The 23,245-nt window shown below is 52.5% G+C and carries 36 protein-coding genes; 35 read left to right on the forward strand and 1 reads right to left on the reverse strand.

Features of this window, described 5'->3' with window-relative positions; translation table 11 throughout:
- Positions 1-29: 29 nt before the first annotated feature.
- From ORY85_RS08740 to ORY85_RS08910, 35 genes are all read left to right on the forward strand, one after another.
- Positions 30-689 (forward strand): murein hydrolase activator EnvC, encoded by a 660-nt coding sequence (locus ORY85_RS08740; RefSeq protein ID WP_274571863.1) that lies wholly within the window; start codon positions 30-32, stop codon positions 687-689.
- 93 nt (positions 690-782) lie between these two features.
- Positions 783-1,325, forward strand: coding sequence for a crossover junction endodeoxyribonuclease RuvC (ruvC, locus tag ORY85_RS08745; protein WP_274571862.1), 543 nt, complete (start codon positions 783-785; stop codon positions 1,323-1,325).
- A gap of 184 nt (positions 1,326-1,509) precedes the next feature.
- A complete protein-coding gene (gene rplC, locus ORY85_RS08750) occupies positions 1,510-2,154 on the forward strand; it encodes a 50S ribosomal protein L3 (protein WP_274571861.1) in 645 nt (214 codons plus the stop codon).
- Positions 2,154-2,774 (forward strand): 50S ribosomal protein L4, encoded by a 621-nt coding sequence (rplD, locus tag ORY85_RS08755; protein ID WP_274571860.1) that lies wholly within the window; start codon positions 2,154-2,156, stop codon positions 2,772-2,774. Before rplC ends, rplD begins: the two co-directional genes overlap by 1 nt.
- The gene (gene rplW / locus ORY85_RS08760; RefSeq protein ID WP_274571859.1) at positions 2,771-3,085 is read left to right on the forward strand and encodes a 50S ribosomal protein L23; all 315 of its coding nucleotides are present in this window, start codon (positions 2,771-2,773) and stop codon (positions 3,083-3,085) included. Before rplD ends, rplW begins: the two co-directional genes overlap by 4 nt.
- A gap of 5 nt (positions 3,086-3,090) precedes the next feature.
- Positions 3,091-3,924 (forward strand): 50S ribosomal protein L2, encoded by an 834-nt coding sequence (gene rplB / locus ORY85_RS08765; RefSeq protein WP_274571858.1) that lies wholly within the window; start codon positions 3,091-3,093, stop codon positions 3,922-3,924.
- Positions 3,925-3,929: 5 nt separating this feature from the next.
- On the forward strand, positions 3,930-4,208 hold the full coding sequence (rpsS, locus tag ORY85_RS08770) for a 30S ribosomal protein S19 (protein WP_009119027.1): 279 nt from the start codon (positions 3,930-3,932) through the stop codon (positions 4,206-4,208).
- A gap of 10 nt (positions 4,209-4,218) precedes the next feature.
- The gene (rplV, locus tag ORY85_RS08775; protein ID WP_274571857.1) at positions 4,219-4,548 is read left to right on the forward strand and encodes a 50S ribosomal protein L22; all 330 of its coding nucleotides are present in this window, start codon (positions 4,219-4,221) and stop codon (positions 4,546-4,548) included.
- Between the two features lie 9 nt (positions 4,549-4,557).
- A complete protein-coding gene (gene rpsC, locus ORY85_RS08780; protein ID WP_274571856.1) occupies positions 4,558-5,253 on the forward strand; it encodes a 30S ribosomal protein S3 in 696 nt (231 codons plus the stop codon).
- Positions 5,237-5,653: a 50S ribosomal protein L16 gene (rplP, locus tag ORY85_RS08785; protein ID WP_274571855.1), complete on the forward strand. Its 417-nt coding sequence runs from the start codon at positions 5,237-5,239 to the stop codon at positions 5,651-5,653. Before rpsC ends, rplP begins: the two co-directional genes overlap by 17 nt.
- Positions 5,653-5,844, forward strand: a complete 192-nt coding sequence (gene rpmC / locus ORY85_RS08790) for a 50S ribosomal protein L29 (protein ID WP_274571854.1) — start codon at positions 5,653-5,655, stop codon at positions 5,842-5,844. Before rplP ends, rpmC begins: the two co-directional genes overlap by 1 nt.
- Positions 5,844-6,107: a 30S ribosomal protein S17 gene (rpsQ, locus tag ORY85_RS08795; protein ID WP_274571853.1), complete on the forward strand. Its 264-nt coding sequence runs from the start codon at positions 5,844-5,846 to the stop codon at positions 6,105-6,107. The genes rpmC and rpsQ overlap by 1 nt, the downstream gene beginning before the upstream one ends.
- A 224-nt stretch (positions 6,108-6,331) precedes the next feature.
- The gene (gene rplN / locus ORY85_RS08800) at positions 6,332-6,700 is read left to right on the forward strand and encodes a 50S ribosomal protein L14 (RefSeq protein WP_085415761.1); all 369 of its coding nucleotides are present in this window, start codon (positions 6,332-6,334) and stop codon (positions 6,698-6,700) included.
- 12 nt (positions 6,701-6,712) lie between these two features.
- Positions 6,713-7,036: a 50S ribosomal protein L24 gene (gene rplX, locus ORY85_RS08805; RefSeq protein ID WP_274571852.1), complete on the forward strand. Its 324-nt coding sequence runs from the start codon at positions 6,713-6,715 to the stop codon at positions 7,034-7,036.
- Between the two features lie 15 nt (positions 7,037-7,051).
- Positions 7,052-7,591 carry a 50S ribosomal protein L5 gene (gene rplE, locus ORY85_RS08810; RefSeq protein WP_274571851.1) on the forward strand — a complete coding sequence of 180 codons (540 nt, stop codon included), beginning with the start codon at positions 7,052-7,054 and terminating at the stop codon, positions 7,589-7,591.
- Positions 7,592-7,593: 2 nt separating this feature from the next.
- On the forward strand, positions 7,594-7,899 hold the full coding sequence (gene rpsN / locus ORY85_RS08815) for a 30S ribosomal protein S14 (RefSeq protein ID WP_274571850.1): 306 nt from the start codon (positions 7,594-7,596) through the stop codon (positions 7,897-7,899).
- Between the two features lie 14 nt (positions 7,900-7,913).
- Positions 7,914-8,306 (forward strand): 30S ribosomal protein S8, encoded by a 393-nt coding sequence (gene rpsH / locus ORY85_RS08820; RefSeq protein WP_274571849.1) that lies wholly within the window; start codon positions 7,914-7,916, stop codon positions 8,304-8,306.
- 12 nt (positions 8,307-8,318) lie between these two features.
- Positions 8,319-8,852, forward strand: coding sequence for a 50S ribosomal protein L6 (rplF, locus tag ORY85_RS08825; RefSeq protein WP_274571848.1), 534 nt, complete (start codon positions 8,319-8,321; stop codon positions 8,850-8,852).
- A 14-nt stretch (positions 8,853-8,866) separates the two neighbouring features.
- Complete coding sequence (gene rplR / locus ORY85_RS08830) at positions 8,867-9,220, forward strand: 50S ribosomal protein L18 (protein WP_274571847.1); 354 nt, start codon at positions 8,867-8,869, stop codon at positions 9,218-9,220.
- Positions 9,221-9,242: 22 nt separating this feature from the next.
- Entirely contained in the window at positions 9,243-9,761 is a 519-nt protein-coding gene (gene rpsE / locus ORY85_RS08835; RefSeq protein ID WP_274571846.1) for a 30S ribosomal protein S5, read from the forward strand.
- Positions 9,754-9,939, forward strand: a complete 186-nt coding sequence (gene rpmD / locus ORY85_RS08840) for a 50S ribosomal protein L30 (protein ID WP_003684808.1) — start codon at positions 9,754-9,756, stop codon at positions 9,937-9,939. Before rpsE ends, rpmD begins: the two co-directional genes overlap by 8 nt.
- A gap of 1 nt (position 9,940) precedes the next feature.
- Positions 9,941-10,375 (forward strand): 50S ribosomal protein L15, encoded by a 435-nt coding sequence (rplO, locus tag ORY85_RS08845; protein ID WP_274571845.1) that lies wholly within the window; start codon positions 9,941-9,943, stop codon positions 10,373-10,375.
- A gap of 11 nt (positions 10,376-10,386) precedes the next feature.
- A complete protein-coding gene (secY, locus tag ORY85_RS08850; RefSeq protein WP_274571844.1) occupies positions 10,387-11,700 on the forward strand; it encodes a preprotein translocase subunit SecY in 1,314 nt (437 codons plus the stop codon).
- Positions 11,701-11,704: 4 nt separating this feature from the next.
- Positions 11,705-11,923, forward strand: a complete 219-nt coding sequence (gene infA, locus ORY85_RS08855; protein WP_037585332.1) for a translation initiation factor IF-1 — start codon at positions 11,705-11,707, stop codon at positions 11,921-11,923.
- A 17-nt stretch (positions 11,924-11,940) separates the two neighbouring features.
- The gene (gene rpmJ / locus ORY85_RS08860) at positions 11,941-12,054 is read left to right on the forward strand and encodes a 50S ribosomal protein L36 (RefSeq protein WP_003697674.1); all 114 of its coding nucleotides are present in this window, start codon (positions 11,941-11,943) and stop codon (positions 12,052-12,054) included.
- A gap of 58 nt (positions 12,055-12,112) precedes the next feature.
- Positions 12,113-12,475, forward strand: a complete 363-nt coding sequence (gene rpsM / locus ORY85_RS08865) for a 30S ribosomal protein S13 (protein ID WP_274571843.1) — start codon at positions 12,113-12,115, stop codon at positions 12,473-12,475.
- Positions 12,476-12,493: 18 nt separating this feature from the next.
- The gene (gene rpsK / locus ORY85_RS08870) at positions 12,494-12,889 is read left to right on the forward strand and encodes a 30S ribosomal protein S11 (RefSeq protein ID WP_274571842.1); all 396 of its coding nucleotides are present in this window, start codon (positions 12,494-12,496) and stop codon (positions 12,887-12,889) included.
- Positions 12,890-12,906: 17 nt separating this feature from the next.
- Positions 12,907-13,527, forward strand: coding sequence for a 30S ribosomal protein S4 (gene rpsD, locus ORY85_RS08875; protein ID WP_274571841.1), 621 nt, complete (start codon positions 12,907-12,909; stop codon positions 13,525-13,527).
- Positions 13,528-13,552: 25 nt separating this feature from the next.
- On the forward strand, positions 13,553-14,536 hold the full coding sequence (locus ORY85_RS08880) for a DNA-directed RNA polymerase subunit alpha (protein ID WP_274571840.1): 984 nt from the start codon (positions 13,553-13,555) through the stop codon (positions 14,534-14,536).
- 25 nt (positions 14,537-14,561) lie between these two features.
- On the forward strand, positions 14,562-14,939 hold the full coding sequence (rplQ, locus tag ORY85_RS08885) for a 50S ribosomal protein L17 (protein ID WP_274571839.1): 378 nt from the start codon (positions 14,562-14,564) through the stop codon (positions 14,937-14,939).
- A 338-nt stretch (positions 14,940-15,277) separates the two neighbouring features.
- Positions 15,278-16,609: a tRNA (N6-isopentenyl adenosine(37)-C2)-methylthiotransferase MiaB gene (gene miaB / locus ORY85_RS08890; RefSeq protein WP_274571838.1), complete on the forward strand. Its 1,332-nt coding sequence runs from the start codon at positions 15,278-15,280 to the stop codon at positions 16,607-16,609.
- A 752-nt stretch (positions 16,610-17,361) separates the two neighbouring features.
- Positions 17,362-18,069: a DUF969 domain-containing protein gene (locus tag ORY85_RS08895; protein ID WP_274571837.1), complete on the forward strand. Its 708-nt coding sequence runs from the start codon at positions 17,362-17,364 to the stop codon at positions 18,067-18,069.
- Positions 18,070-18,179: 110 nt separating this feature from the next.
- Positions 18,180-19,031 carry a DUF979 domain-containing protein gene (locus ORY85_RS08900; RefSeq protein ID WP_274571836.1) on the forward strand — a complete coding sequence of 284 codons (852 nt, stop codon included), beginning with the start codon at positions 18,180-18,182 and terminating at the stop codon, positions 19,029-19,031.
- Positions 19,032-19,254: 223 nt separating this feature from the next.
- Entirely contained in the window at positions 19,255-19,905 is a 651-nt protein-coding gene (gene pcp / locus ORY85_RS08905) for a pyroglutamyl-peptidase I (RefSeq protein WP_274571835.1), read from the forward strand.
- A gap of 867 nt (positions 19,906-20,772) precedes the next feature.
- The gene (locus tag ORY85_RS08910) at positions 20,773-22,113 is read left to right on the forward strand and encodes an NCS2 family permease (RefSeq protein WP_274571834.1); all 1,341 of its coding nucleotides are present in this window, start codon (positions 20,773-20,775) and stop codon (positions 22,111-22,113) included.
- Between the two features lie 450 nt (positions 22,114-22,563).
- Here the strand turns inward: ORY85_RS08910 and mtgA are convergent, their stop codons facing one another.
- Complete coding sequence (gene mtgA / locus ORY85_RS08915; RefSeq protein ID WP_274571833.1) at positions 22,564-23,244, reverse strand: monofunctional biosynthetic peptidoglycan transglycosylase; 681 nt, start codon at positions 23,242-23,244, stop codon at positions 22,564-22,566.
- Position 23,245 lies beyond the last annotated feature (1 nt).

A 23,245-nucleotide genomic window follows, 5' to 3' on the forward strand; every position in this document is an offset into this window, starting at 1 on the left:
GGCAGCCGAACTTTGCTATGCTTGGCTTCATGAAAACCGCTATTGCTTTCCTGACTGCCCGCGTCTTTCCCGCAGCGGGCGTATTGTTTTTGGCCGCCTGTGCATCGTCCGTGCCGTCGGAGACGGGCGGTTCTGTTGCAGACGGATATTACCGTGTCGAGCGCGGCGACAACCTTTACCGCATCGGTCTGCGTTTCAATCAAAGTGCCGCCACGTTGGCGCGTTGGAACAATCTGGCTGATCCCGCGCAAATCGAAGTCGGCCAGCTGTTGCGGGTGCGCCCCGAAACGGCGGTGCGCGGCGCAGAGCAAACGGCGGCTTCGGCTGCACGTTTGCGCTGGCCTGCCGACGGACCGTTGCTGGCGCGTTTCGACGGGCGCGGCAATAAGGGTATCGACATCGGCGGGCAGCGCGGCGGTCCGGTTTATGCGGCCGGTGCGGGGCAGGTGCTGTATGCGGGCGACGGTGTGCGCGGTTACGGCAGGATGGTGCTGGTCAGCCACAGCAGCGGGCTGCTGACGGCGTATGCGAACAATGACCGGCTGCTGGTCGCCAAAGGTCAGCGTGTGGCGGCCGGCCAGAAAATTGCCGAAATGGGCAGCAGCGATACCGATCGGGTCAAGCTGCATTTTGAAGTGCGTTTGAGCGGCAAGGCGGTCAATCCTGAGCCGTATCTGCCGCCGCGCTGACGGTGCGGCCGGGGGCAGGCCGTCTGAAAGATACGGATTTCGGCCTTTCAGACGGCCTGTTTTTGTTTATCGGGTAAACGGACGGGACGGTTTATGGTGCAACCGCTGCGTATTTTGGGCATTGATCCGGGCAGCCGTATCACGGGTTTCGGTATCATCGATGTGGTAGGGGGGGATCACTATTATGTGGCTTCGGGCTGCATCAAAACCCTTCCCGGCGACGAATTGGCCGGGCGCATCGGTGTGATTGTCGAAAATATCGGCGGGCTGATCCGGCAATACCGTCCCCGGCAGGCGGCGGTGGAACAGGTATTCGTCAATGCCAACCCTGCCGCCACGCTGATGCTGGGGCAGGCGCGCGGTGCCGCATTGGCCGCATTGGTGGTTCAGGGGCTGCCGGTGTATGAATACACAGCCTTGCAGGTCAAGCAGGCGGTAGTCGGGCACGGTAAAGCGGCCAAAGAGCAGGTGCAGCATATGGTGGTCAGTATGCTCGGGCTGTCCGGTACGCCCCAACCTGATGCGGCCGACGGTTTGGCGGTGGCGCTGACCCATGCGCTGCGCAACCGGGGGCTGGCAGGCCGTCTGAATCCGAACGGTCTGACGGTCAAGGGCGGACGTTTCCACGAAATCTGAACGTGCGCACTCATTGCCCGGGTAAAGTCGGAAAAACGCTAACCCAAGATTTAAAAACAAAAAAATCTTGAAACTGTCGTGCGTTTTATGCTATATTTTCGTGCTTGGCATTTTATGCCAAGTATTCTTTTGTCCAATGGCCGATCAATCGTAATCGACCCCTTTATTAAAAAGGAAAATAATCATGACTTTAGGTCTGGTTGGGCGCAAAGTGGGCATGACCCGCGTGTTTACCGAACAGGGTGGTTCTATCCCGGTAACCGTGTTGGAATTGACTGCAAACCGCGTCACACAAGTCAAATCCGAAGATACTGACGGCTATGCGGCCGTACAAGTTACCTTCGGTCAGAAAAAAGCAAACCGTGTCAATAAAGCCGAAGCCGGCCACTTTGCCAAGGCGGGTGTGGAGGCAGGTCGCGGCTTGGTTGAGTTTGCTTTGACTGCTGAAAAAGCTGCCGAGCTGAAGGTTGGTGATGAAATCACTGTGTCTGTTTTTGAAGCCGGCCAGCTGGTTGATGTAACCGGTACCTCCAAGGGTAAAGGTTTTTCCGGCACCATCAAACGTCATAATTTTGATTCCCAACGTACTTCCCACGGTAACTCGCGTTCACACCGCGTTCCCGGCTCTATCGGTATGGCTCAGGATCCGGGTCGTGTGTTTCCGGGTCAGCGTATGGCCGGCCAGTACGGCAATACCAGATCGACTGTGCAGAATCTGGAAATCGTGCGTGTTGATGTCGAGCGTAATCTGCTGCTGGTTAAAGGTGCCGTTCCCGGTGCGGTAAACGGCAGTGTGATTGTCCGTCCCGCAGTGAAAGTAGGTGCGTAATGGAATTGAAAGTAATTGACGCAAAGGGCCAAGTGTCAGGCAGTCTGGCTGTCTCTGATGCGCTGTTTGCCCGTGAATACAACGAAGCGCTGGTGCACCAGCTGGTTACTGCATTTTTGGCTAACGCGCGCTCGGGTAACCGTGCCCAGCTGACGCGCGCCGAAGTGAAGCATTCCACCAAAAAACCGTGGCGTCAGAAAGGTACCGGCCGTGCGCGTTCCGGTATGACTTCTTCTCCGCTGTGGCGCAGCGGCGGCCGTGCCTTCCCGAATAAGCCGGACGAGAATTTCACGCAAAAAGTGAACCGTAAGATGTACCGTGCCGGTATGGCGGCTATTTTGTCGCAACTGGTGCGTGACGAGCGTCTGTTTGCGGTGGAAGAGTTGTCGGCTGCTACGCCGAAAACCAAAGCGTTTGCAGAGCAAGTAAAAAACATGGGCTTGGAGCAAGTGCTGTTTGTTACCAAGCAGCTGGATGAAAATGTTTATCTGTCTTCCCGCAACCTGCCCAATGTTTTGGTTCTGGAAGCTCAGCAAATCGATCCTTACAGCTTGTTGCGCTACAAAAAAGTAGTGATGACCAAAGATGCGGTTGCGCAGTTAGAGGAGCAGTGGGTATGAATCAAGAACGCCTGATGAAAGTGATTTTGGCGCCTGTTGTCTCTGAAAAGAGCAACCTGCTGGCTGAAAAACGCAATCAAATGACTTTTAAAGTGCTGCCGAATGCGACGAAAACCGAGATTAAAGCGGCTGTCGAGCTGCTGTTCGGTGTGGAGGTTGCTTCTGTGACTACCACGACTACCAAAGGCAAAACCAAGCGTTTCGGCCGTACCGTCGGTCGCCGCAGCGATGTGAAAAAAGCTTATGTGAGCTTGGCTGCCGGCCAGGAGTTGGATCTGGAAGCCGCTGCCGCAGCTGCTGATAAGGAGTAAGGATAATGGCTATTGTAAAAATGAAGCCGACCTCTGCTGGCCGCCGCGGCATGGTTCGCGTGACCACGGAAGGTTTGCATAAAGGCGCGCCTTATGCTGCGCTGGTTGAGAAGAAAAACTCAACTGCCGGCCGCAATCATAACGGCCACATTACTACCCGCCATAAAGGCGGCGGTCATAAGCACCACTACCGTATCGTTGATTTCAAGCGCAATAAAGACGGCATTCCGGCCAAAGTGGAGCGCATTGAATACGATCCGAACCGTACTGCGCATATTGCACTGCTGTGCTATGCCGACGGGGAACGCCGCTACATTATTGCGCCGCGCGGTATCAAGGCCGGTGCTGTGTTGGTCTCAGGCTCTGAAGCGGCCATCAAGGTGGGCAATACGCTGCCGATCCGCAATATTCCGGTCGGTACTACCGTTCACTGCATCGAAATGAAACCCGGTAAAGGTGCGCAGATTGCCCGTTCGGCAGGCGCTTCTGCTGTGCTGCTGGCAAAAGAGGGTGTGTATGCGCAAGTCCGCCTGCGTTCCGGCGAAGTGCGTAAAATCCATATCGACTGCCGCGCTACTGTTGGTGAAGTCGGTAACGAAGAGCAAAGCCTGAAAAAAATCGGTAAAGCCGGTGCCAACCGCTGGCGCGGTATCCGTCCGACCGTACGCGGTGTGGTGATGAACCCGGTAGATCACCCGCACGGTGGTGGTGAAGGCCGTACAGGCGAAGCGCGCGAACCGGTCAGCCCATGGGGTACGCCGGCCAAAGGTTACCGCACCCGTAACAATAAACGCACGGACAATATGATTGTTCGCCGCCGTTACTCAAATAAAGGTTAATTGATATGGCTCGTTCATTGAAAAAAGGCCCATATGTAGACCTGCATTTGCTGAAAAAAGTAGATGCGGCTCGTGCAAACAACGACAAGCGCCCGATTAAAACCTGGTCGCGCCGTTCCACCATTCTGCCCGATTTTATCGGCCTCACTATCGCTGTGCATAACGGCCGCACCCATGTGCCCGTATTTATCAGCGACAATATGGTCGGCCACAAGCTGGGCGAATTCTCATTGACCCGTACCTTTAAAGGCCACTTGGCCGATAAGAAGGCCAAGAAGAAATAAGGGATAAAACATGAGAGTATCTGCATCACATAAAAATGCCCGTATCTCTGCCCAAAAAGCTCGCTTGGTGGCAGACCTGATTCGCGGCAAGAACATTGCCCAAGCCCTGAACATCTTGGCATTCAGCCCGAAAAAAGGTGCTGAGTTGATTAAAAAGGTACTGGAATCCGCTATCGCCAATGCGGAGCACAACAACGGTGCCGATATCGACGAGTTGAAAGTTGTCACCATTTATGTTGATAAGGCCGCTTCGTTGAAGCGTTTCCAGGCTCGTGCCAAAGGTCGCGGTAACCGCATTGAAAAACAAACTTGTCATATCAATGTGACAGTGGGTAACTAAGGAAAAGCTATGGGACAAAAAATTCATCCGACTGGCTTTCGTCTGGCGGTAAACAAAGACTGGTCGTCTAAATGGTTTGCCAAAAGCAACGAATTCCCGACTGTTCTGAAACAGGATATCGATGTCCGCGAGTACTTGCGCAAACGCCTGTCTGCTGCTTCTGTCGGCCGTGTTGTGATTGAGCGTCCGGCCAAATCTGCCCGCATTACCATTCATTCGGCCCGTCCGGGTGTGGTTATCGGCAAAAAAGGCGAAGACATCGAAGTATTGAAACGCGACCTGCAAAACCTGATGGGTGTGCCGGTTCATGTCAATATCGAAGAAATCCGCAAGCCCGAGCTGGATGCGCAGATTATTGCCGACGGCATCGCCCAGCAGCTGGAAAAACGCGTCCAGTTCCGCCGTGCCATGAAACGCGCTATGCAGAATGCCATGCGTGTCGGTGCCAAAGGCATCAAAATCATGACATCAGGCCGTCTGAACGGTGCGGATATTGCGCGTAGCGAATGGTACCGCGAAGGCCGTGTGCCGCTGCACACCCTGCGTGCCAATGTGGATTATGCAACCAGCGAGGCGCACACCACTTACGGTGTGATCGGTCTGAAAGTTTGGGTTTATACCGGCGAGGGCAAAGAAGCTGCCCAAGCCCGTCCCGAACAAGAAAACAAACGCAGAAAGGGTGGTCGAAATGCTGCAGCCAACTAGAATGAAATACCGCAAACAGCACAAAGGCCGCAATACCGGTGTTGCTACACGCGGTAATGCTGTCAGCTTCGGTGATTTCGGTTTGAAAGCAGTCGGCCGAGGCCGTCTGACTGCCCGCCAAATCGAAGCTGCCCGTCGTGCCATGACCCGCCATATCAAACGCGGCGGCCGCATCTGGATCCGTGTTTTCCCCGACAAACCGATTACGGCCAAGCCGATTCAGGTGCGTATGGGTGGCGGTAAAGGTTCGGTTGAATACTATGTGGCCGAAATCCGTCCCGGCAAGGTGCTGTACGAAATGGACGGCGTTGCCGAAACCTTGGCCCGTGAAGCATTTGCTTTGGCTGCTGCCAAACTGCCGATTCCGACTGTGTTTGTAGTAAGACAGGTAGGTAAATAATGAAAGCCAATGAATTGAAAGACAAATCAGTTGAGCAACTGAATGCTGACTTGGTTGATTTGCTGAAAGCTCAATTCGGCCTGCGCATGCAACACGCCACCGGCCAGTTGGGTAAAACCAGCGAATTGAAAAAAGTGCGTCGCGACATTGCTCGTATTAAAACCGTTTTAGCTGAAAAAGGTGGTAAATAATGAGCGAAGTGAAAAATGTCCGTACCCTGCAAGGCAAAGTGATCAGCGACAAAATGGATAAAACCGTTACCGTATTGGTGGAGCGTAAAGTAAAACATCCGCTGTACGGAAAGGTGATTAGCCGCTCTACCAAAATTCACGCCCACGATGAGCAGAACCAGTACGGTATCGGCGATATCGTTGTGATTGAAGAGGGTCGCCCTTTGTCTAAAACCAAATCTTGGGTAGTAAAAGAATTGGTGGAAAAGGCGCGTGCCGTCTAAAATTTGCAACAAGACGTATGTCTGAGTAGAAACGAAGCTTGCAGCAAATGAAAAAACGCTGTAAACTTCGTTTCTTAGCTTTCAGATTCTTGAAAGTTTCTCCCTTCGGGGCCAAGACTGGTTTACTGGAACCATTTAAGGTTTCAGATGTGCTTTGAATCCTCAGCTGATTGAGAGGCCGTCTGAAAATGGTAAATTAAGTTGGATTTTTTAAAGGTAAAAACATGATTCAAATGCAGACCATCTTAGATGTGGCTGATAACTCGGGTGCGCGCCGCGTGATGTGCATCAAAGTGTTGGGCGGATCTAAGCGTCGCTACGCTAATGTTGGCGACATTATTAAAGTGGCGGTTAAGGATGCGGCACCGCGTGGTCGTGTCAAGAAGGGTGATGTGTACAATGCTGTGGTGGTTCGTACTGCCAAAGGTGTTCGCCGCCCTGATGGTGCGCTGATTAAGTTTGACAATAATGCGGCTGTGCTGCTGAACAACAAACTTGAGCCGATGGGTACCCGCATTTTTGGCCCGGTTACCCGTGAGTTGCGGACTGAGCGCTTCATGAAAATCGTTTCATTGGCACCTGAAGTATTGTAAGGAAGGATTACAATGAACAAAATCATTAAAGGCGATCAAGTTATCGTTATTGCCGGTAAGGATAAGGGTAAGCAGGGTCAGGTTGTCCGTGTATTGGGCGATAAAGTGGTCGTGGAAGGTGTCAATGTGGCGAAGCGCCACCAGAAGCCGAATCCGATGCGCGGTGTTGAGGGTGGTATTGTGGAAAAAAATATGCCTCTGGCTATTTCCAATGTTGCCATTTTTAATCCCGAGACACAAAAAGCCGACCGTGTGGGTATTAAGTTGGTAGAGGGCGAAGGCAAGGTAAAACGCGTTCGTGTATTCAAGTCCAACGGTGCGCAAATCGGTGCTTAAGGGAGTGAGTAAAATATGGCTCGTTTAAAAGATTTTTACAACAGCACTGTTGTGCCGGAGCTGATTAAGCAGTTTGGTTACAAATCTGTTATGGAAGTGCCGCGTATCGAAAAAATTACCTTGAATATGGGTGTCGGTGAGGCGGTTGCGGATAAGAAAGTGATGGAGCATGCGGTTGCGGATCTGGAAAAAATTGCCGGACAGAAACCGGTGGTAACAGTGGCCCGCAAATCGATTGCAGGTTTTAAGATTCGCGATAATTATCCGGTCGGCTGTAAAGTTACTCTGCGCCGCGAACAGATGTTTGAGTTCTTGGATCGGTTGGTATCCATTGCTTTGCCGCGTGTGCGGGATTTCCGAGGTGTAAGCGGTAAGTCTTTTGATGGTCGCGGTAACTACAATATGGGTGTCCGCGAACAGATCATTTTCCCGGAAATTGAGTACGATAAAATCGATGCGCTGCGTGGTTTGAATATCACTATTACTACCACAGCAAAAACTGATGAAGAAGCCAAAGCGCTGCTGTCGTTGTTCAAATTTCCGTTTAAAGGATAATCATGGCTAAGAAAGCACTTATTAATCGCGAAGCGAAACGTGTTGCTTTGGCTAAGAAATATGCTGCTAAACGCGCGGCAATTTTCGCAGTCATCAATGATGCCAACGCGACAGATGAAGAACGCTTCGAAGCACGTTTGAAGCTGCAGGCTATTCCGCGTAATGCTGCTCCGGTCCGCCAACGCCGCCGTTGTGCCATTACCGGCCGTCCTCGCGGCACCTTCCGCAAATTCGGCTTGGGCCGCATTAAGATCCGTGAAATCGCTATGCGTGGCGAGATTCCGGGTGTCATTAAAGCCAGCTGGTAATAGGAGAGAATTAAATGAGTATGCATGATCCTATTTCCGATATGTTGACCCGTATCCGCAATGCGCAACGCGCAAATAAAGTTGCGGTTGCTATGCCCTCTTCAAAACTCAAGCGCGCAATTGCTCAGGTTTTGAAAGAGGAAGGCTATATCGAAGACTTCGCGGTTTCTGCTGATGCGAAACCGGTATTGGAAATCCAATTGAAATACTATGCAGGTCGTCCGGTTATCGAGCAAATCAAGCGTGTATCACGTCCCGGTTTGCGCGTATATAAAGGTTCTAACGACATTCCGACAGTAATGAACGGTTTGGGTGTGGCCATTGTGAGTACTTCAAAAGGCGTGATGACTGACCGTAAAGCCCGTGCTGCCGGCATCGGTGGTGAGTTGTTGTGCATTGTTGCCTAAGGAGCGTTTAAGATGTCTCGCGTAGCGAAAAATCCAGTAACTGTTCCTGCTGGCGTAGAAGTAAAATTCGGAACAGATGCATTGACGGTCAAAGGTAAAAACGGCGAGTTGTCTTTTCCTTTGAGTAATGATGTCAAAATCGAACTGAACGATGGTCAATTGACTTTTGCGGCGGCGAACCAAAGCAAGCAGTCTGCTGCCATGTCCGGTACTGCCCGCGCTATTGTGGCCAATATGGTTAAAGGTGTGGCGGAAGGTTTTGAGAAAAAGCTCCAATTGATCGGCGTGGGTTATCGTGCCCAGGCTCAGGGTCAAACCCTGAATTTGTCTTTGGGTTTCTCTCATCCCATCGTATATGAAATGCCTGCGGGTGTTTCTGTGCAGACACCGTCACAAACAGAGATCGTCATCAGCGGTGCCGACAAGCAGGTTGTCGGTCAGGTGGCTGCGGAAATCCGCGCCTTCCGCTCGCCGGAGCCTTATAAAGGCAAGGGTGTCCGCTATGTGGGCGAAGTGGTTGTGATGAAAGAAGCTAAGAAGAAATAATTGAGGCCTCACTAATGGATAAACATGCAACTAGACTGCGTCGTGCACGTAAAACCCGTGCCCGTATTGCAGATTTGAAAGTGGTGAGACTGTGTGTATTCCGCACAAACAGCCACATTTATGCTCAAGTAATCAGCGCTGAGGGCGACAAGGTTTTGGCTTCTGCCTCGACTTTGGAAGCCGAAGTGCGCGGTAGTCTGAAATCTGGCGGCAATATTGAAGCGGCTGCCGTAGTCGGCAAGCGGATTGCGGAAAAAGCCAAGGCGGCCGGTATTGAGAAAGTCGCGTTCGACCGTTCAGGTTTTCAGTACCACGGCCGCATCAAAGCTCTGGCTGAGGCAGCACGTGAAAACGGCTTGAGCTTCTAAGTAAGGATTTTGGAGATCTGACATGGCAAAACATGAAACAGAAGAACGCGGTGACGGCCTGATTGAGAAAATGGTTGCCGTAAACCGCGTAACCAAAGTAGTCAAGGGCGGCCGTATTATGGCTTTCTCTGCTTTGACTGTTGTGGGTGATGGCGACGGCCGCATCGGTATGGGTAAAGGAAAATCCAAAGAGGTGCCGGTAGCTGTGCAAAAAGCAATGGATCAGGCACGCCGTTCGATGATGAAAGTGCCGTTGAAAAACGGTACCATCCATCACGAAGTCATCGGTAAGCATGGCGCGACCAGAGTATTTATGCAGCCTGCCAAGGAAGGTAGCGGCGTAAAGGCCGGTGGTCCGATGCGTTTGATATTTGATGCGATGGGTGTGAACAATATTTCGGCTAAGGTGCACGGTTCGACTAATCCTTACAATATTGTCCGTGCAACATTAGATGGTCTGTCCAAGCTCTATACGCCGTCTGAAATCGCTGCCAAACGCGGGTTGACTGTAGAAGATATTCTGGGAGCCAATCATGACTGAGCAAAAGAAAATTAAAGTGACTTTGGTGAAAAGCCTGATCGGTACCATTGAGTCACACCGTGCTTGTGCTCGCGGCTTGGGTTTGCGTCGTCGCGAACATACCGTAGAAGTTTTGGATACCCCGGAAAATCGCGGCATGATCAATAAGATCAGCTACCTTTTGAAAGTGGAGTCGTAATATGTTTTTAAACACTATTCAGCCTGCCGAGGGTGCTACTCATGCCCGCCGCCGCGTCGGTCGCGGTATCGGCAGCGGTTTGGGTAAAACCGGCGGCCGTGGCCACAAAGGTCAAAAAAGCCGTTCGGGCGGTTTCCATAAAGTAGGTTTTGAGGGCGGTCAAATGCCCTTGCAGCGCCGCCTGCCCAAGCGCGGTTTCAAATCACTGACGGCTGCGCAAAATGCAGAAGTACGTTTGAGTGAATTGAATTTGGTTGCCGTAGATGAGATTGATGTATTGGCGTTGAAACAGGCAGGTTTAGTTTCCGCTCATGCAAGCAACGTAAAAGTGATTGCTTCCGGTGAAATTGCCAAAGCAGTTGTACTGAAAGGCATTAAAGCTACCAAAGGCGCAAAAGCGGCAATTGAAGCTGCCGGCGGCAAGGTAGAAGAATAAGGCTGGGAAAAGTGGCTAATCGACAGTCTTCATCAGGCTTGTCTAAGTTTGGTGAATTAAAAAGCCGGATTCTGTTTTTGTTGGGTGCACTGGTGGTTTTCCGTATCGGTGCACACATTCCGGTTCCGGGTGTGGATGCGGCCGCTCTAGCTAATTTATACGAAAGCGCGAGCAGCGGTATACTGGGCATGTTGAATATGTTTTCCGGTGGGTCGTTGGAGCGCTTTAGTATTTTTGCTATCGGTATCATGCCTTATATTTCGGCTTCCATTGTGGTGCAGTTGGCCTCGGAAATCGTACCTTCTCTGAAGGCATTGAAAAAAGAGGGTGAAGCCGGGCGTAAGGTAATCACGAAATACACCCGTATGGGTACGGTGCTGTTGGCAACTTTGCAGAGCTTTGGTGTTGCAACCTTTGTCTATCAACAAGGTGTTGTGGTTGCTTCTCAGTTCGAATTCTATGTTTCTACCGTCGTGTGTCTGGTAACCGGAACCATGTTTTTGATGTGGCTGGGGGAGCAGATTACCGAACGCGGATTGGGTAACGGTATTTCGCTGATTATTACGGCAGGTATTGCTGCCGGTATTCCGGCCGGTATTGCGCAGCTGTGGACGCTGACCAGTCAGGGTTCGATGAGCCTGCTAACCGCAATCGCTGTTGTGACCGGGGCTCTTCTGCTGGTTTATGCGGTTGTATTTTTTGAGGCGGCTCAGCGTAAAATTCCGGTTCACTATGCCAAGCGTCAGTTTGGTATGGGAGGGCAGGTACAGAATACACATATGCCGTTTAAGCTGAATATGGCGGGGGTGATTCCACCTATTTTTGCTTCCAGCATCATTCTGTTCCCATCTACTTTGCTGAGTTGGTTCGGTTCGGCAAACAGTAGTAACAGTTGGTTGGGAAAGATTGCCGGCTGGCTGCAAAACGGACAGCCTGCTTATATCGTGCTGTTTTCCGCAGCAATCATTTTTTTCTGCTACTTCTATACCGCATTGGTATTTAGCCCGAAAGAGATGGCGGAAAATTTGAAGAAAAGCGGTGCTTTTGTTCCGGGTATCCGCCCGGGAGTGCAGACTTCCCGTTATCTGGAGGGAGTGGTAACCCGATTGACTCTGTTTGGGGCAATCTATATTACCGTGATTTGTCTGATTCCTGAGTTTCTGACTTCGACATTGAATGTGCCGTTTTATTTAGGGGGTACTTCTCTGTTGATTTTAGTGGTGGTTACCATGGATTTCAGCACACAACTGGCTTCGTACCGGATGTCGCACCAATATGAAGATTTGATGAAGCGATCTGAGATGAAATCTTTATCTCGTAAATAAGAATATGGCTAAAGAAGACACCATACAGATGCAGGGCGAAATTTTGGAAACTTTGCCCAATGCAACTTTTAAAGTAAAGCTGGAAAACGATCATGTCGTTTTGGGGCATATTTCCGGCAAGATGCGGATGCACTATATCCGTATTTCTCCCGGTGATAAGGTAACAGTCGAACTGACACCTTATGACTTGTCCCGAGCCCGTATCGTTTTCCGTGCCCGATAACCTGAAAGGAAGTAATTATGCGTGTACAACCTTCTGTAAAGAAAATTTGCCGCAACTGCAAAATTATCCGTCGTAATCGTGTAGTCCGCGTCATTTGTACCGATCCCCGCCACAAGCAGCGTCAAGGCTGATTTTCATAGCCGAGATTTTGTGGTATAGTGAACAACTTTTGCCCGTAAAGGAAAAAATATGGCTCGTATTGCAGGGGTAAATATCCCTAATAACGCCCATATCGTAATCGGCCTTCAAGCTATTTACGGTATTGGCGCTACTCGCGCTAAATTGATTTGCGAAGCGGCCGGCGTTGTGCCGAGCACGAAAGTAAAGGATTTGGACGAGTCTCAATTGGAAGCGCTGCGCGAACAGGTTGCTAAATATGAGGTGGAAGGCGATCTGCGTCGTGAAGTAACCATGAGCATCAAGCGTTTGATGGACATGGGTTGTTACCGCGGCTTCCGTCACCGTCGCGGCTTGCCTTGCCGTGGTCAACGCACTCGCACCAATGCCCGTACCCGCAAAGGTCCGCGCAAAGCGATTGCCGGTAAAAAATAAATTTTAAGGAATTAATTGATGGCTAAAGCAAACACAGCCTCGCGTGTACGCAAAAAAGTACGCAAAACCGTCAGTGAAGGTATCGTGCATGTTCATGCATCTTTCAACAATACCATCATTACTATCACCGACCGCCAAGGCAATGCATTATCTTGGGCTACCTCTGGCGGCGCTGGTTTTAAAGGTTCCCGTAAAAGTACACCGTTTGCTGCCCAAGTGGCGGCAGAGACAGCTGGTAAAGTTGCCCAAGAGTATGGCGTTAAAAACTTAGAAGCCCGTATCAAAGGCCCGGGTCCCGGCCGCGAATCTTCTATCCGTGCGCTCAATGCTCTTGGTTTTAAGATTACCAGCATTACCGACGTTACTCCGTTGCCGCACAACGGTTGCCGTCCGCCTAAAAAACGTCGTGTTTAAGATTGGAGTGATTGAGAATGGCACGTTATACCGGCCCTAAATGTAAATTAGCCCGCCGTGAGGGTACCGATTTGTTCTTGAAGAGTGCCCGCCGCTCTTTGGAGTCAAAATGTAAAATGGATTCCGCTCCGGGTCAGCACGGTGCGAAGAAGCCGCGTTTGTCAGATTACGGCCTGCAACTGCGCGAAAAACAGAAAATCCGCCGTATTTACGGTGTTTTGGAGCGTCAATTCCGCCGTTATTTTGCTGAAGCAGACCGCCGCAAAGGTTCAACCGGCGAGTTGTTGCTGCAATTGCTGGAATCCCGTTTGGACAATGTCGTATACCGCATGGGTTTCGGCTCTACCCGCGCAGAAGCGCGCCAGCTGGTATCGCACAAGGCGGTTACTGTAAACGGTCAGGTGGTTAACATTCCGTCTTTCCAAGTGAAAGCAGGTGATGTTGTCGCTATCCGCGAAAAAGCCAAAAAACAAGTCCGTATTCAGGAAGCACTGGGTTTGGCAACGCAAATCGGTATGCCCGGCTGGGTGGCTGTGGATACGACCAAAATGGAAGGTGTATTCAAAAATATGCCGGATCGCTCAGAATTGACTGGCGATATTAATGAACAGCTGGTGGTAGAGTTCTATTCTAAATAATACCGGCTCAGTGAGGGACAGTTAAATGCAAAACAGCACTTCCGAATTTTTGAAGCCGCGTCAAATCGATGTGGATGCCTTGTCCGCTACACGCGCCAAGGTCTCTATGCAGCCGTTTGAGCGTGGTTTCGGCCATACTTTAGGTAATGCTTTGCGCCGTATCTTACTGTCGTCCATGAATGGCTTTGCGCCGACCGAAGTGGCTATCGCGGGCGTGTTGCACGAATATTCCACCCTGGACGGTGTTCAGGAAGATGTTGTCGATATTCTCTTGAACATCAAAGGCGTGGTATTCAAGCTCCACGGCCGCGAAGAAGTACGCCTGAACCTGAAAAAGTCGGGTTCGGGTGCCGTATTGGCCGGCGATATTGATTTGCCGCACGATGTTGAGATTGTCAATCCCAATCACGTTATCTGCCATTTGGCCGATAACGGCAGCATCGAATTGGAAATCAAAGTAGAACAGGGTCGGGGCTATCAATCCGTGTCAGGCCGCCGTGCGGTACGTGACGAAAACCGGATTGGTGCCATTCAATTGGATGCGAGCTTTTCGCCCATCAGCCGTGTCAGCTTTGAAGTTGAACCTGCCCGTGTGGAACAGCGTACCGACCTTGACCGCTTGGTTTTGGATATTGAAACCGACGGTTCCTTGGATCCGGAAGAGGCTGTCCGCAGTGCAGCACGCATTTTGATCGACCAAATGTCTATTTTTGCCGACTTGCAGGGTACGCCGGTAGAGGAAGAGGAAGAAAAAGCACCGCCTATCGATCCGATCCTGCTGCGTCCGGTGGACGATTTGGAGCTGACTGTGCGTTCGGCTAACTGCCTGAAAGCTGAGGACATTTATTATATTGGTGATTTGATCCAGCGCACCGAAACGGAACTGCTGAAAACGCCGAATCTCGGCCGTAAATCTCTGAATGAGATTAAAGAAGTTCTGGCTTCCAAAGGTCTGACACTGGGTTCAAAACTCGAAGCTTGGCCGCCTGTCGGCTTGGAAAAGCCTTAAAGTTTGAATATTAAAGGATAATGACATGCGTCATCGCAATGGTAACCGTAAATTGAACCGCACCAGCAGCCACCGCGCTGCCATGCTGCGTAACATGGCCAACTCCCTGTTGACCCATGAAACCATCGTAACCACTTTGCCGAAAGCCAAAGAGCTGCGTCGTGTGGTGGAGCCGCTGATTACTCTGGGCAAAAAGCCGTCACTGGCCAACCGCCGTTTGGCGTTTAACCGCACCCGCGACCGAGATGTGGTGGTCAAGCTGTTCGGCGATTTGGGTCCGCGTTTTGCTGCCCGTAACGGCGGTTATGTCCGTATTTTGAAATACGGCTTCCGCAAAGGCGATAATGCGCCGTTGGCACTGGTTGAGCTGGTAGACAAAGCAGCCGAGACTGTTGCCGAGTAAGCAGTTCGGATTTGCCGATTAAGGCCGTCTGAAAAAGCCGTTGGCTGTTTTCAGACGGCCTTTGATGTTTTTATTGCGAGAGGGGTGGTTAAGAGGATTGTGATGCGGCATTTGGTTTCTGCCGCATCAGAGGCATCAGGGTTCCGATATGATAAGTTATGTATGGAGTGAGAGAGCAGCCAATCTGTTTGAAGTCAAAATGCCCGCTAAATATTTTCAGAATACGCGGATAAAATCAATCACTTGTTTATTGCTGACCGGCTTTTGGCTATAATCCGCCTTTCGCCTAAAAAATCAGCCCCGCGATTACGGGCAACCTGAAAGAAAGAATCCAAACCATGAAAAAAGTATTTATCCGCACTTTCGGCTGTCAGATGAATGAGTACGACAGCGAAAAGATGCTTTCCGTATTGGCGGAAGGTGATGAACTGATGCAGGTATCCGAGGCCGAAGAGGCCGATATTATTTTGTTCAACACCTGTTCCGTGCGTGAAAAGGCGCAGGAAAAAGTGTTTTCGGATTTGGGGCGTGTCAAGCCGCTGAAAGCCAAGAATCCGAATCTGATTATCGGCGTGGGCGGCTGTGTGGCTTCGCAGGAGGGTGAAGCGATTGTGAAGCGTGCGCCGTATGTTGATGTGGTGTTCGGGCCGCAAACGCTGCACCGCCTGCCGAAAATGATTATGGATAAGGAAACCACCGGTCTTTCCCAGGTGGATATTTCTTTTCCCGAAATCGAAAAATTCGACCATTTGCCGCCCGCGCGTGTCGAGGGCGGATCGGCTTTTGTGTCGATTATGGAGGGCTGTTCCAAATATTGCAGTTTCTGTGTTGTGCCTTACACCCGTGGCGAAGAGTTTTCCCGCCCGCTGAATGATGTGCTGACGGAAATTGCCAATCTGGCCCAGCAGGGCGTGAAAGAAATCAATCTGCTGGGGCAGAATGTGAATGCTTACCGAGGCGAAATGGACGACGGCGGCATTTGCGACTTCGCGACGCTGCTGCGCATCGTGCACGAAATTCCGGGTATCGAGCGGATGCGGTTTACTACCAGCCACCCGCGCGAATTTTCCGATGCGATTATCGAGTGTTACCGCGACCTGCCCAAGCTGGTTTCTCATCTGCACCTGCCGATTCAGAGCGGTTCCGACCGCGTTTTGTCGGCGATGAAACGCGGCTATACTGCGTTGGAATATAAATCGATTATCCGCAAACTGCGCGCCATCCGTCCCGACTTGTGTTTGAGTTCCGATTTTATCGTCGGCTTCCCCGGGGAGACCGAGCGCGAATTTGAGCAAACCTTGAAACTGGTGAAGGATATTGCGTTTGATTTGAGCTTTGTCTTCATTTACAGTCCGCGGCCGGGAACACCGGCAGCCAATCTGCCTGACGATACGCCGCACGAAGAAAAAGTACGCCGCTTGGAGGCTTTGAACGAAGTGATCGAAGCCGAGACCGCCCGCATCAACCAAACCATGATCGGTACGGTCCAACGCTGTCTGGTGGAGGGCATTTCGAAGAAAGACCCCGACCAATTGCAGGCGCGCACGGCGAATAACCGCGTTGTGAATTTCTACGGCACACCGGATTTAATCAATCAAATGGTGGAACTGGAAATTACCGAAGCCTATACCTTCTCACTGCGCGGCAAGTCGGTAGAGCAGGCCGTCTGAAAATAGCAATTTGTAGGTCGGATACTTGTATCCGACATTCCGAACGGCTTTCACTGCCAAACCTTTGGTAAATGTCGGATTGAAAAATCCGACCTACGATTAATCCGTTCACAGCCCTTTTGCTCTCGGCAGCTTGCCGGTGGAAAAGGGCTGTTTTTCTGTTGAGCGGTATGATGTCTTTGGGTTTTGGACAGGATGGGTTGCAGGTTTGCATTTTTCAAACTTTTCGGCCGTGCTTTCCGGCGGCAGACCGTATCGCAAGATGGCGGCATGCGGCCTAAATTTCGGCAAAAGCTGCCGATACTGTCCGTGGTCGGATACTGTACGGACTGAACGGATGGATAACTTGATGAAACAAACACCCCATGAGTAGGGGATTGGCGCGTTGAGGCCGTCTGAACATGACAATTGCCGGCCGGATGCTTGTATCCGACATCAACCAATATCCGTATCCAAAATTCCCGCCCCAAAAAAATCTCGGCAAATGTCGGATTTAAAAATCCGACCTACACGGTAAAATTTGGTTCCGGTCGGCCGGATTGCGGCTGCCAAATTCTGTGTGAGATCAGACGGCCGATACGGTCTGTCATTTAAATACAGCAGCACCTATCGGTGCAGACGGCCTGAAAGTGCAGCCGGTTTTTTATTTCATGCTACCGCCAAATTACAAAATATGTAAAAATTCGATATGGCATTGTATGAAACTGAGGCGCGGTCTGTCAGGCGTCTGTTGTGGAAAATGGAGAATTGCTATGGATACACCGGTCAATCTGTGGCCGCTGCTGGGCATTGCCGTGATTGTGGTCGGCTTTGTGCTGCGCTTTAATGCGGCTCTGGTGGTAATTGCCGCCGCTTTTGTTACCGGGCTGCTGGCCGCCATGCCGCCGGAAACGCTGCTGGCGGCTTTGGGTGAGGGCTTTATGAAAACGCGTATGCTTTCGCTGATTATCGTGCTGCCGCTGGCCGTGATCGGCCTGTTGGAGCGCAACGGGCTGAAAGAACATGCGCAAAACTGGATCGGCAAAATCCGTTCGGCCACGGCGGGACGACTGCTGATTGTTTATTTGGCGGTGCGCGAGGGTGCGGCGGCCTTGGGTTTGACCAGCTTGGGCGGCCATCCGCAGATGGTGCGTCCGCTGGTGGCGCCGATGGCCGAGGGGGCAACGCGCAACCGTTACGGCCGTCTGCCTGAAAATGTGCGGGTCAAACTGCGTGCGATGAGCGCGGCCACGGACAATGTCGGCCTGTTTTTCGGCGAGGACATTTTTGTCGCCTTCGGTGCGATTGTGCTGATGCAGACGTTTATGAAAACCAGCGCGGGCATTGAAATCGAGCCCCTGCATATTGCGCTGTGGGGGATTCCCACCGCGCTGTGTGCGTTTATGATTCACGCGTTCCGCCTGTGGCGGTTGGACGGCCAAGTGGCCAAAATGATTCAGACGGCCGGACAGGAGAAATAAGATGGACGCGTTGTTGAAACTGGAATATCTGTTTGTTTTGGCGGGAATCATTCTGCTTTTGTGTGCCGGGCTGACCATGGCAGACAAAACCAACCCCAAGCGGTTTACCAGTGGTTTTTTCTGGGGGGGCGTACGGCGTCATTTTCCTGTCGGGCGACCTGTTGCCGCCGGTGTTGGTCGGCATATTGGTGGTGGCGATGGTGCTGGTAGCGGGGGTAAACGGTGTGGCGGCAGGCCGGCCGGATATGCCCTCAGCCGAAACTTTGCAGGCGCGTGCCCTGAAACTGGGCAACAAGCTGTTTGTGCCTGCGCTGGCGATTCCGGCCGTTACCATTATCTGCGCCGTTTTGCTCAAAGATGTGCAGTTCGGCAGCCTGCGCCTGCTGCCGCAAAAGAGTGAAACACTGGCGGGCTTGGGCGCGGCCTGTATGATTGCCCTGATCATCGCCTGCGTGATGACGCGCAGCACGCCGATGCAGTCTGTGCGCGAGTCGCGCCGTCTGTTTGAAGCGATGGGCTGGGCGGTGCTGCTGCCGCAGCTGTTGGCCGTGCTCGGTATTATTTTTACCGATGCCGGCGTGGGCAAGGCCATTTCCTATTTGACCACCGAATACATGGCGGTGGACAACCGCCTGATTGCCGTGGCCGCCTACTGTATCGGTATGGCCGTGTTTACCATGATTATGGGCAATGCCTTTGCAGCCTTTCCCGTGATCACTGCCGGTATCGGTATTCCGATTCTGATCATGCAGCACGGTGCCAATCCGGCGGTATTGTGCGCCATCGGTATGTTCAGCGGTTACTGCGGTACGCTGATGACCCCGATGGCGGCCAATTTCAATATCGTACCGGCCGCGCTGTTGGAGCTGGAAGACAAAAACGCCGTTATCAAAGCACAAGTCGGCACGGCCATACCGCTGTTGGCCGCCAATATCGTTTTAATGTATTTTCTGGCGTTTTAAGCAGCTTGAAATCGTAGGTCGGATTCTCGAATCCGACTGTATTTGCCGGTGTTGTCGGATACGGAGTATCCGACCTACTGTCTTGCCAAGATGTAGGAATGACAGGCATCGTAGGTCGGATTCTTGAATCCGACAGTACTTTGCCGACATTGTCGGATAACGAGTATCCGACCTGCTGTCAGCTGCCGTTTTTCAGACGGCCTCTTACAAATGGAGCCTGTTTATGACCATGTCCACCGTTTTACTGACCGCTTTCGAGCCGTTCGGCGGCGAAAGTATCAACCCCTCCTGGCAGGCGGCCGCCCGGCTGGACGGTGCGGATATCGCCGGATACCGTGTTGCTGCCCGCTGTCTGCCCTGTACCTTTTCCGGCAGCCTGAATGCTTTGGAAACCGCCATCGCCGACACGCGTCCGACGGTGGTGATTGCGCTGGGGCAGGCGGGCGGCCGTCCCGACATCACGCCCGAACGCGTCGCCATCAACTGGAACGATGCCCGTATTCCCGACAATGCCGGCAAGCAGCCCTGCGACACCCCCGTGATTTCAGACGGCCCCAACGCCTATTTCACCACGCTGCCGATTAAAGCCGTTACCGCCGCCTTGCAGCAGAACGGCATTCCCGCCAGCATTTCCTATACTGCCGGCACCTTCGTCTGCAACCACGTTTTCTACGGCCTGCAACATATGGCCGCCCGCTACGGCATTGCCAAAAGCGGTTTTGTCCACATTCCGTACCTGCCCGAACAGGCCGCCCGCATCAAAGGCGCGCCGAGCATGGCAGAAACAACCCTGCTGACTGCCCTGAATATCATCATCGAAACCTGTATCACACAGGAACACGACTTGCGCACGGCGGGCGGGGAAACGCATTAAATTATGCTGTTTGGGCCGTCTGAAACCGGCGTGCTTTGCCGTTTGCCAGATACTGTCTGAAAAATTGCCGCCCCTGCATTCCGCTATATTTAAAACCGCACCGTTTATCGTAACCTTGGGGCAGTTCCGGCATCTGCAACACATCAGGCGCTGTACCAAGGCGGATATACCCTGAACCTCTCCTCCGCAGCGACCGCATTAACCGCCCGCGCAAACGCCGAATCCTCAGCTTCACTCAGGCTGAAATGGAAATCCAAATCCGACAGGTCGTCATACCCGCCGTCAAACGTATCGTCAGAACAGCATGTCGGATACTCCGTATCCGACATGCTGCACGCTACTCGGGCAGACGTTTCTGAGCAGTAGGTCGGATTCTTGAATCCGACACGCTACGTCCCCTGCATTTTGTCAGATTCGAGAATCCGACCTACACGATTTGGGGTTCTGTGTGGGAAACTGCGGTTTGCATCGGGATTGTGCCGATTGCCAGGTTCCAGAAATCCTGTTGTAAGTTCACCGCGTTGGGTGCAGCCGACAGCTGCTTGGCTTTATTGATTTTGTCGGCAGGGGAATATTGTTCCGCACCGCGGCTGGATATTCTCTAACAGTAGGTCGGATACTCCGCATCCGACACGCTACGTCCCTGCGTTTTGTCGGATTCAAGAATCCGACCTACATGATTTGTGTTTGTAACCTTATTGGCCGCCAGTTGCTCTGGCGGCAATATGAAGGCCGTCTGAAAACGTGCATTGCGTTTTTCAGACGGCCTGAGTGGAGAATGGTGCGTACAGTTTGCGAAAACACAGGAAAAGTTAAAGAATAACGCTATAATGTAAAGTTTTCGGTATTTCTGATTCGGAGTTATCTATGTCTTTATCCAACGGCCTGCTGGAACGCTGGTTCAAATTAAGCGAAAACGGTACGTCGGTACGCACCGAGCTGCTGGCGGGGTTCACTACGTTTTTGACCATGTGCTACATCACCATCGTCAATCCGAGCATTTTGTCGGTTGCGGGCATGGATTTCGGCGCGGTGTTTGTGGCCACGTGTATTTCGGCCGCCATCGGCTGTTTCATTATGGGCGCGCTGGCCAATTATCCGATTGCGCTGGCACCGGGCATGGGGCTGAATGCGTATTTCACGTTTTCCGTGGTGCAGGGAATGGGCGTGTCGTGGCAGGTGGCCTTGGCGGCGGTGTTTGTATCGGGCATGATTTTTGTGCTGTTCAGTTTTCTGAAAGTGCGCGAAATGCTGGTGAACGCGCTGCCGATGAGTCTGAAAATGGCGATTGCCGCCGGTATCGGCCTGTTTCTGGCACTGATTGCGTTAAAAGGCGCGGGCATTATTATTGCCAGTGATGCCACGCTGGTGAAAATGGGTGATCTGTATATTTTGGGCGAAAACGGCAGCAAACTGCCCAATTGGCCGGTGCTGTTGGCTTTGCTGGGTTTTGTGCTGGTGGTTGCTTTGGATTATTTCCGTGTGCGCGGCGCGATGATTCTGACGATTTTGCTGATTACTGTTTTGTCTGCACTGTTGGGGCTGACGGAATTCAAAGGCGTGGTGGCCGCCGTGCCGAGTCTGGCGCCTACGTTTATGCAGATGGATTTCAGCGGTTTGTTGAACGGCAGTCTGATTGCTGTGGTGTTCGTGTTTTTTCTGGTCGATTTGTTTGACAGCACCGGTACACTGGTCGGCGTATCGCACCGTGCGGGACTGTTGCAGGACGGAAAACTGCCGCGCCTGAAAAAAGCCCTGTTTGCTGATTCGACGGCGATTGTGGCCGGTGCGGCTCTGGGTACGTCTTCGACTACGGCTTATGTGGAGAGCGCGTCGGGCGTGGCGGCAGGCGGGCGTACCGGCCTGACGGCGGTAACGGTGGGCGTGCTGATGCTGGCCTGTCTGTGGTTCTCGCCGCTGGCACAGTCGGTACCGGCGTTTGCCACCGCCCCAGCACTGCTGTATATCGGTGTGCAGATGATGCGCAGCGCGCTGGAAATCGCGTGGGAAGACATCACCGAAGCCGCTCCCGCTTTTCTGACGATTGCCTTTATGCCGTTCACTTATTCGATTGCCGACGGCATTGCGATGGGCTTTATCAGCTATGCGGCGGTGAAACTGTTGTGCGGCCGTGCCAAAGACGTGCCGGTGATGGTTTGGGGCGTTGCCGTGGCGTGGTTGGCGAAATTCTGGTTTCTCGGCGTGTAGTGTGAGGCAGAGAAAACAAAGGCAGACGGTTGAGGCCGTCTGTTTTTTTTGTGGGTAGGCCGGATTCTCGAATCCGACACGGTCAATCGACAGCTGCATGTCGGATACGGAGTATCCGACCTACGTTGTGTACCGGGGCGGTTCGGCTGCGGCAGAGGCCGTCTGAATTTTCGCTGAACTGAGGTAGGTCGGATTCTCGAATCCGATACGGTCAATCGACAGCTGCATGTCGGATACGGAGTATCCGACCTACGTTGTGTACTACGTTGTGTGCTGGGGCGGTTCGGCTGCGGCAGAGACCGTCTGAATTTTCGCTGAACTGAGGTAGGTCGGATTCTTGAATCCGACACGGTTAACTGCGTCAAACGGCGGATTGGTCGGGGTATACGGCGGGCTGCATTAGGTATCGGCAGGGTTTTCAGACGGCCTCTGCTGGCGCGGGCAGCGGTGTTACTCGGGCAGCTCGGCCGAACCCATGCGGCGCAGGATAATATTGGTTTTGTTTTTCAGGCGCGGGTGTCTGGGATTGTCGGCGTAAAACAGCGGCGCGGGAACGCGGGCGGCCAGACGGGCGGCCTGTTGGCGGTTCAGTTGTGCGGCGGACTGTCTGTACAGACGCTGTGCGGCGGCTTCGGCACCGAATACGCCGTAGTCCCATTCGATGATGTTCAGATACAGGGCGAAGATGCGGTCTTTGTCGGTGGTGGCTTCCAGCATGGCGGTGATGGCGGCTTCTTCCGCTTTGCGCCAATAGCTGCGGCTTTCATTGAGAAACAGGTTTTTGGCCAGCTGCTGGCTGATGGTGGAACCGCCCGCGCGCATTTGGCCGCTTTGGCGGTTGCGCCTGACGGCGTTGCGGATGCCGTTCCAGTCAAAGCCGCTGTGGCCGGCAAAAGCGGCATCTTCCGAGGCAATCAGGGCTTTTTTCAGGTGGATGGAAATCCGGCCGTACGGCACCCAGCGGTAGTCCAGCGGCACGCTGCGGCCTTCGCCGGCAAATTGCGCCATGCGCATACGCATAAACGCGCTCTGTTCGGGCGCAATGCTGCGGTAGGTCAGAATCTGGCCGTAAACATAGGCGTTAAACAGGATAAACAGCGCAAAGGGCAGGGCAAGCAGCCATTTCAGCATT

Origin of the sequence: Neisseria leonii (genome assembly GCF_028776105.2) — a bacterium.
Taxonomy (GTDB): domain Bacteria; phylum Pseudomonadota; class Gammaproteobacteria; order Burkholderiales; family Neisseriaceae; genus Neisseria; species Neisseria leonii.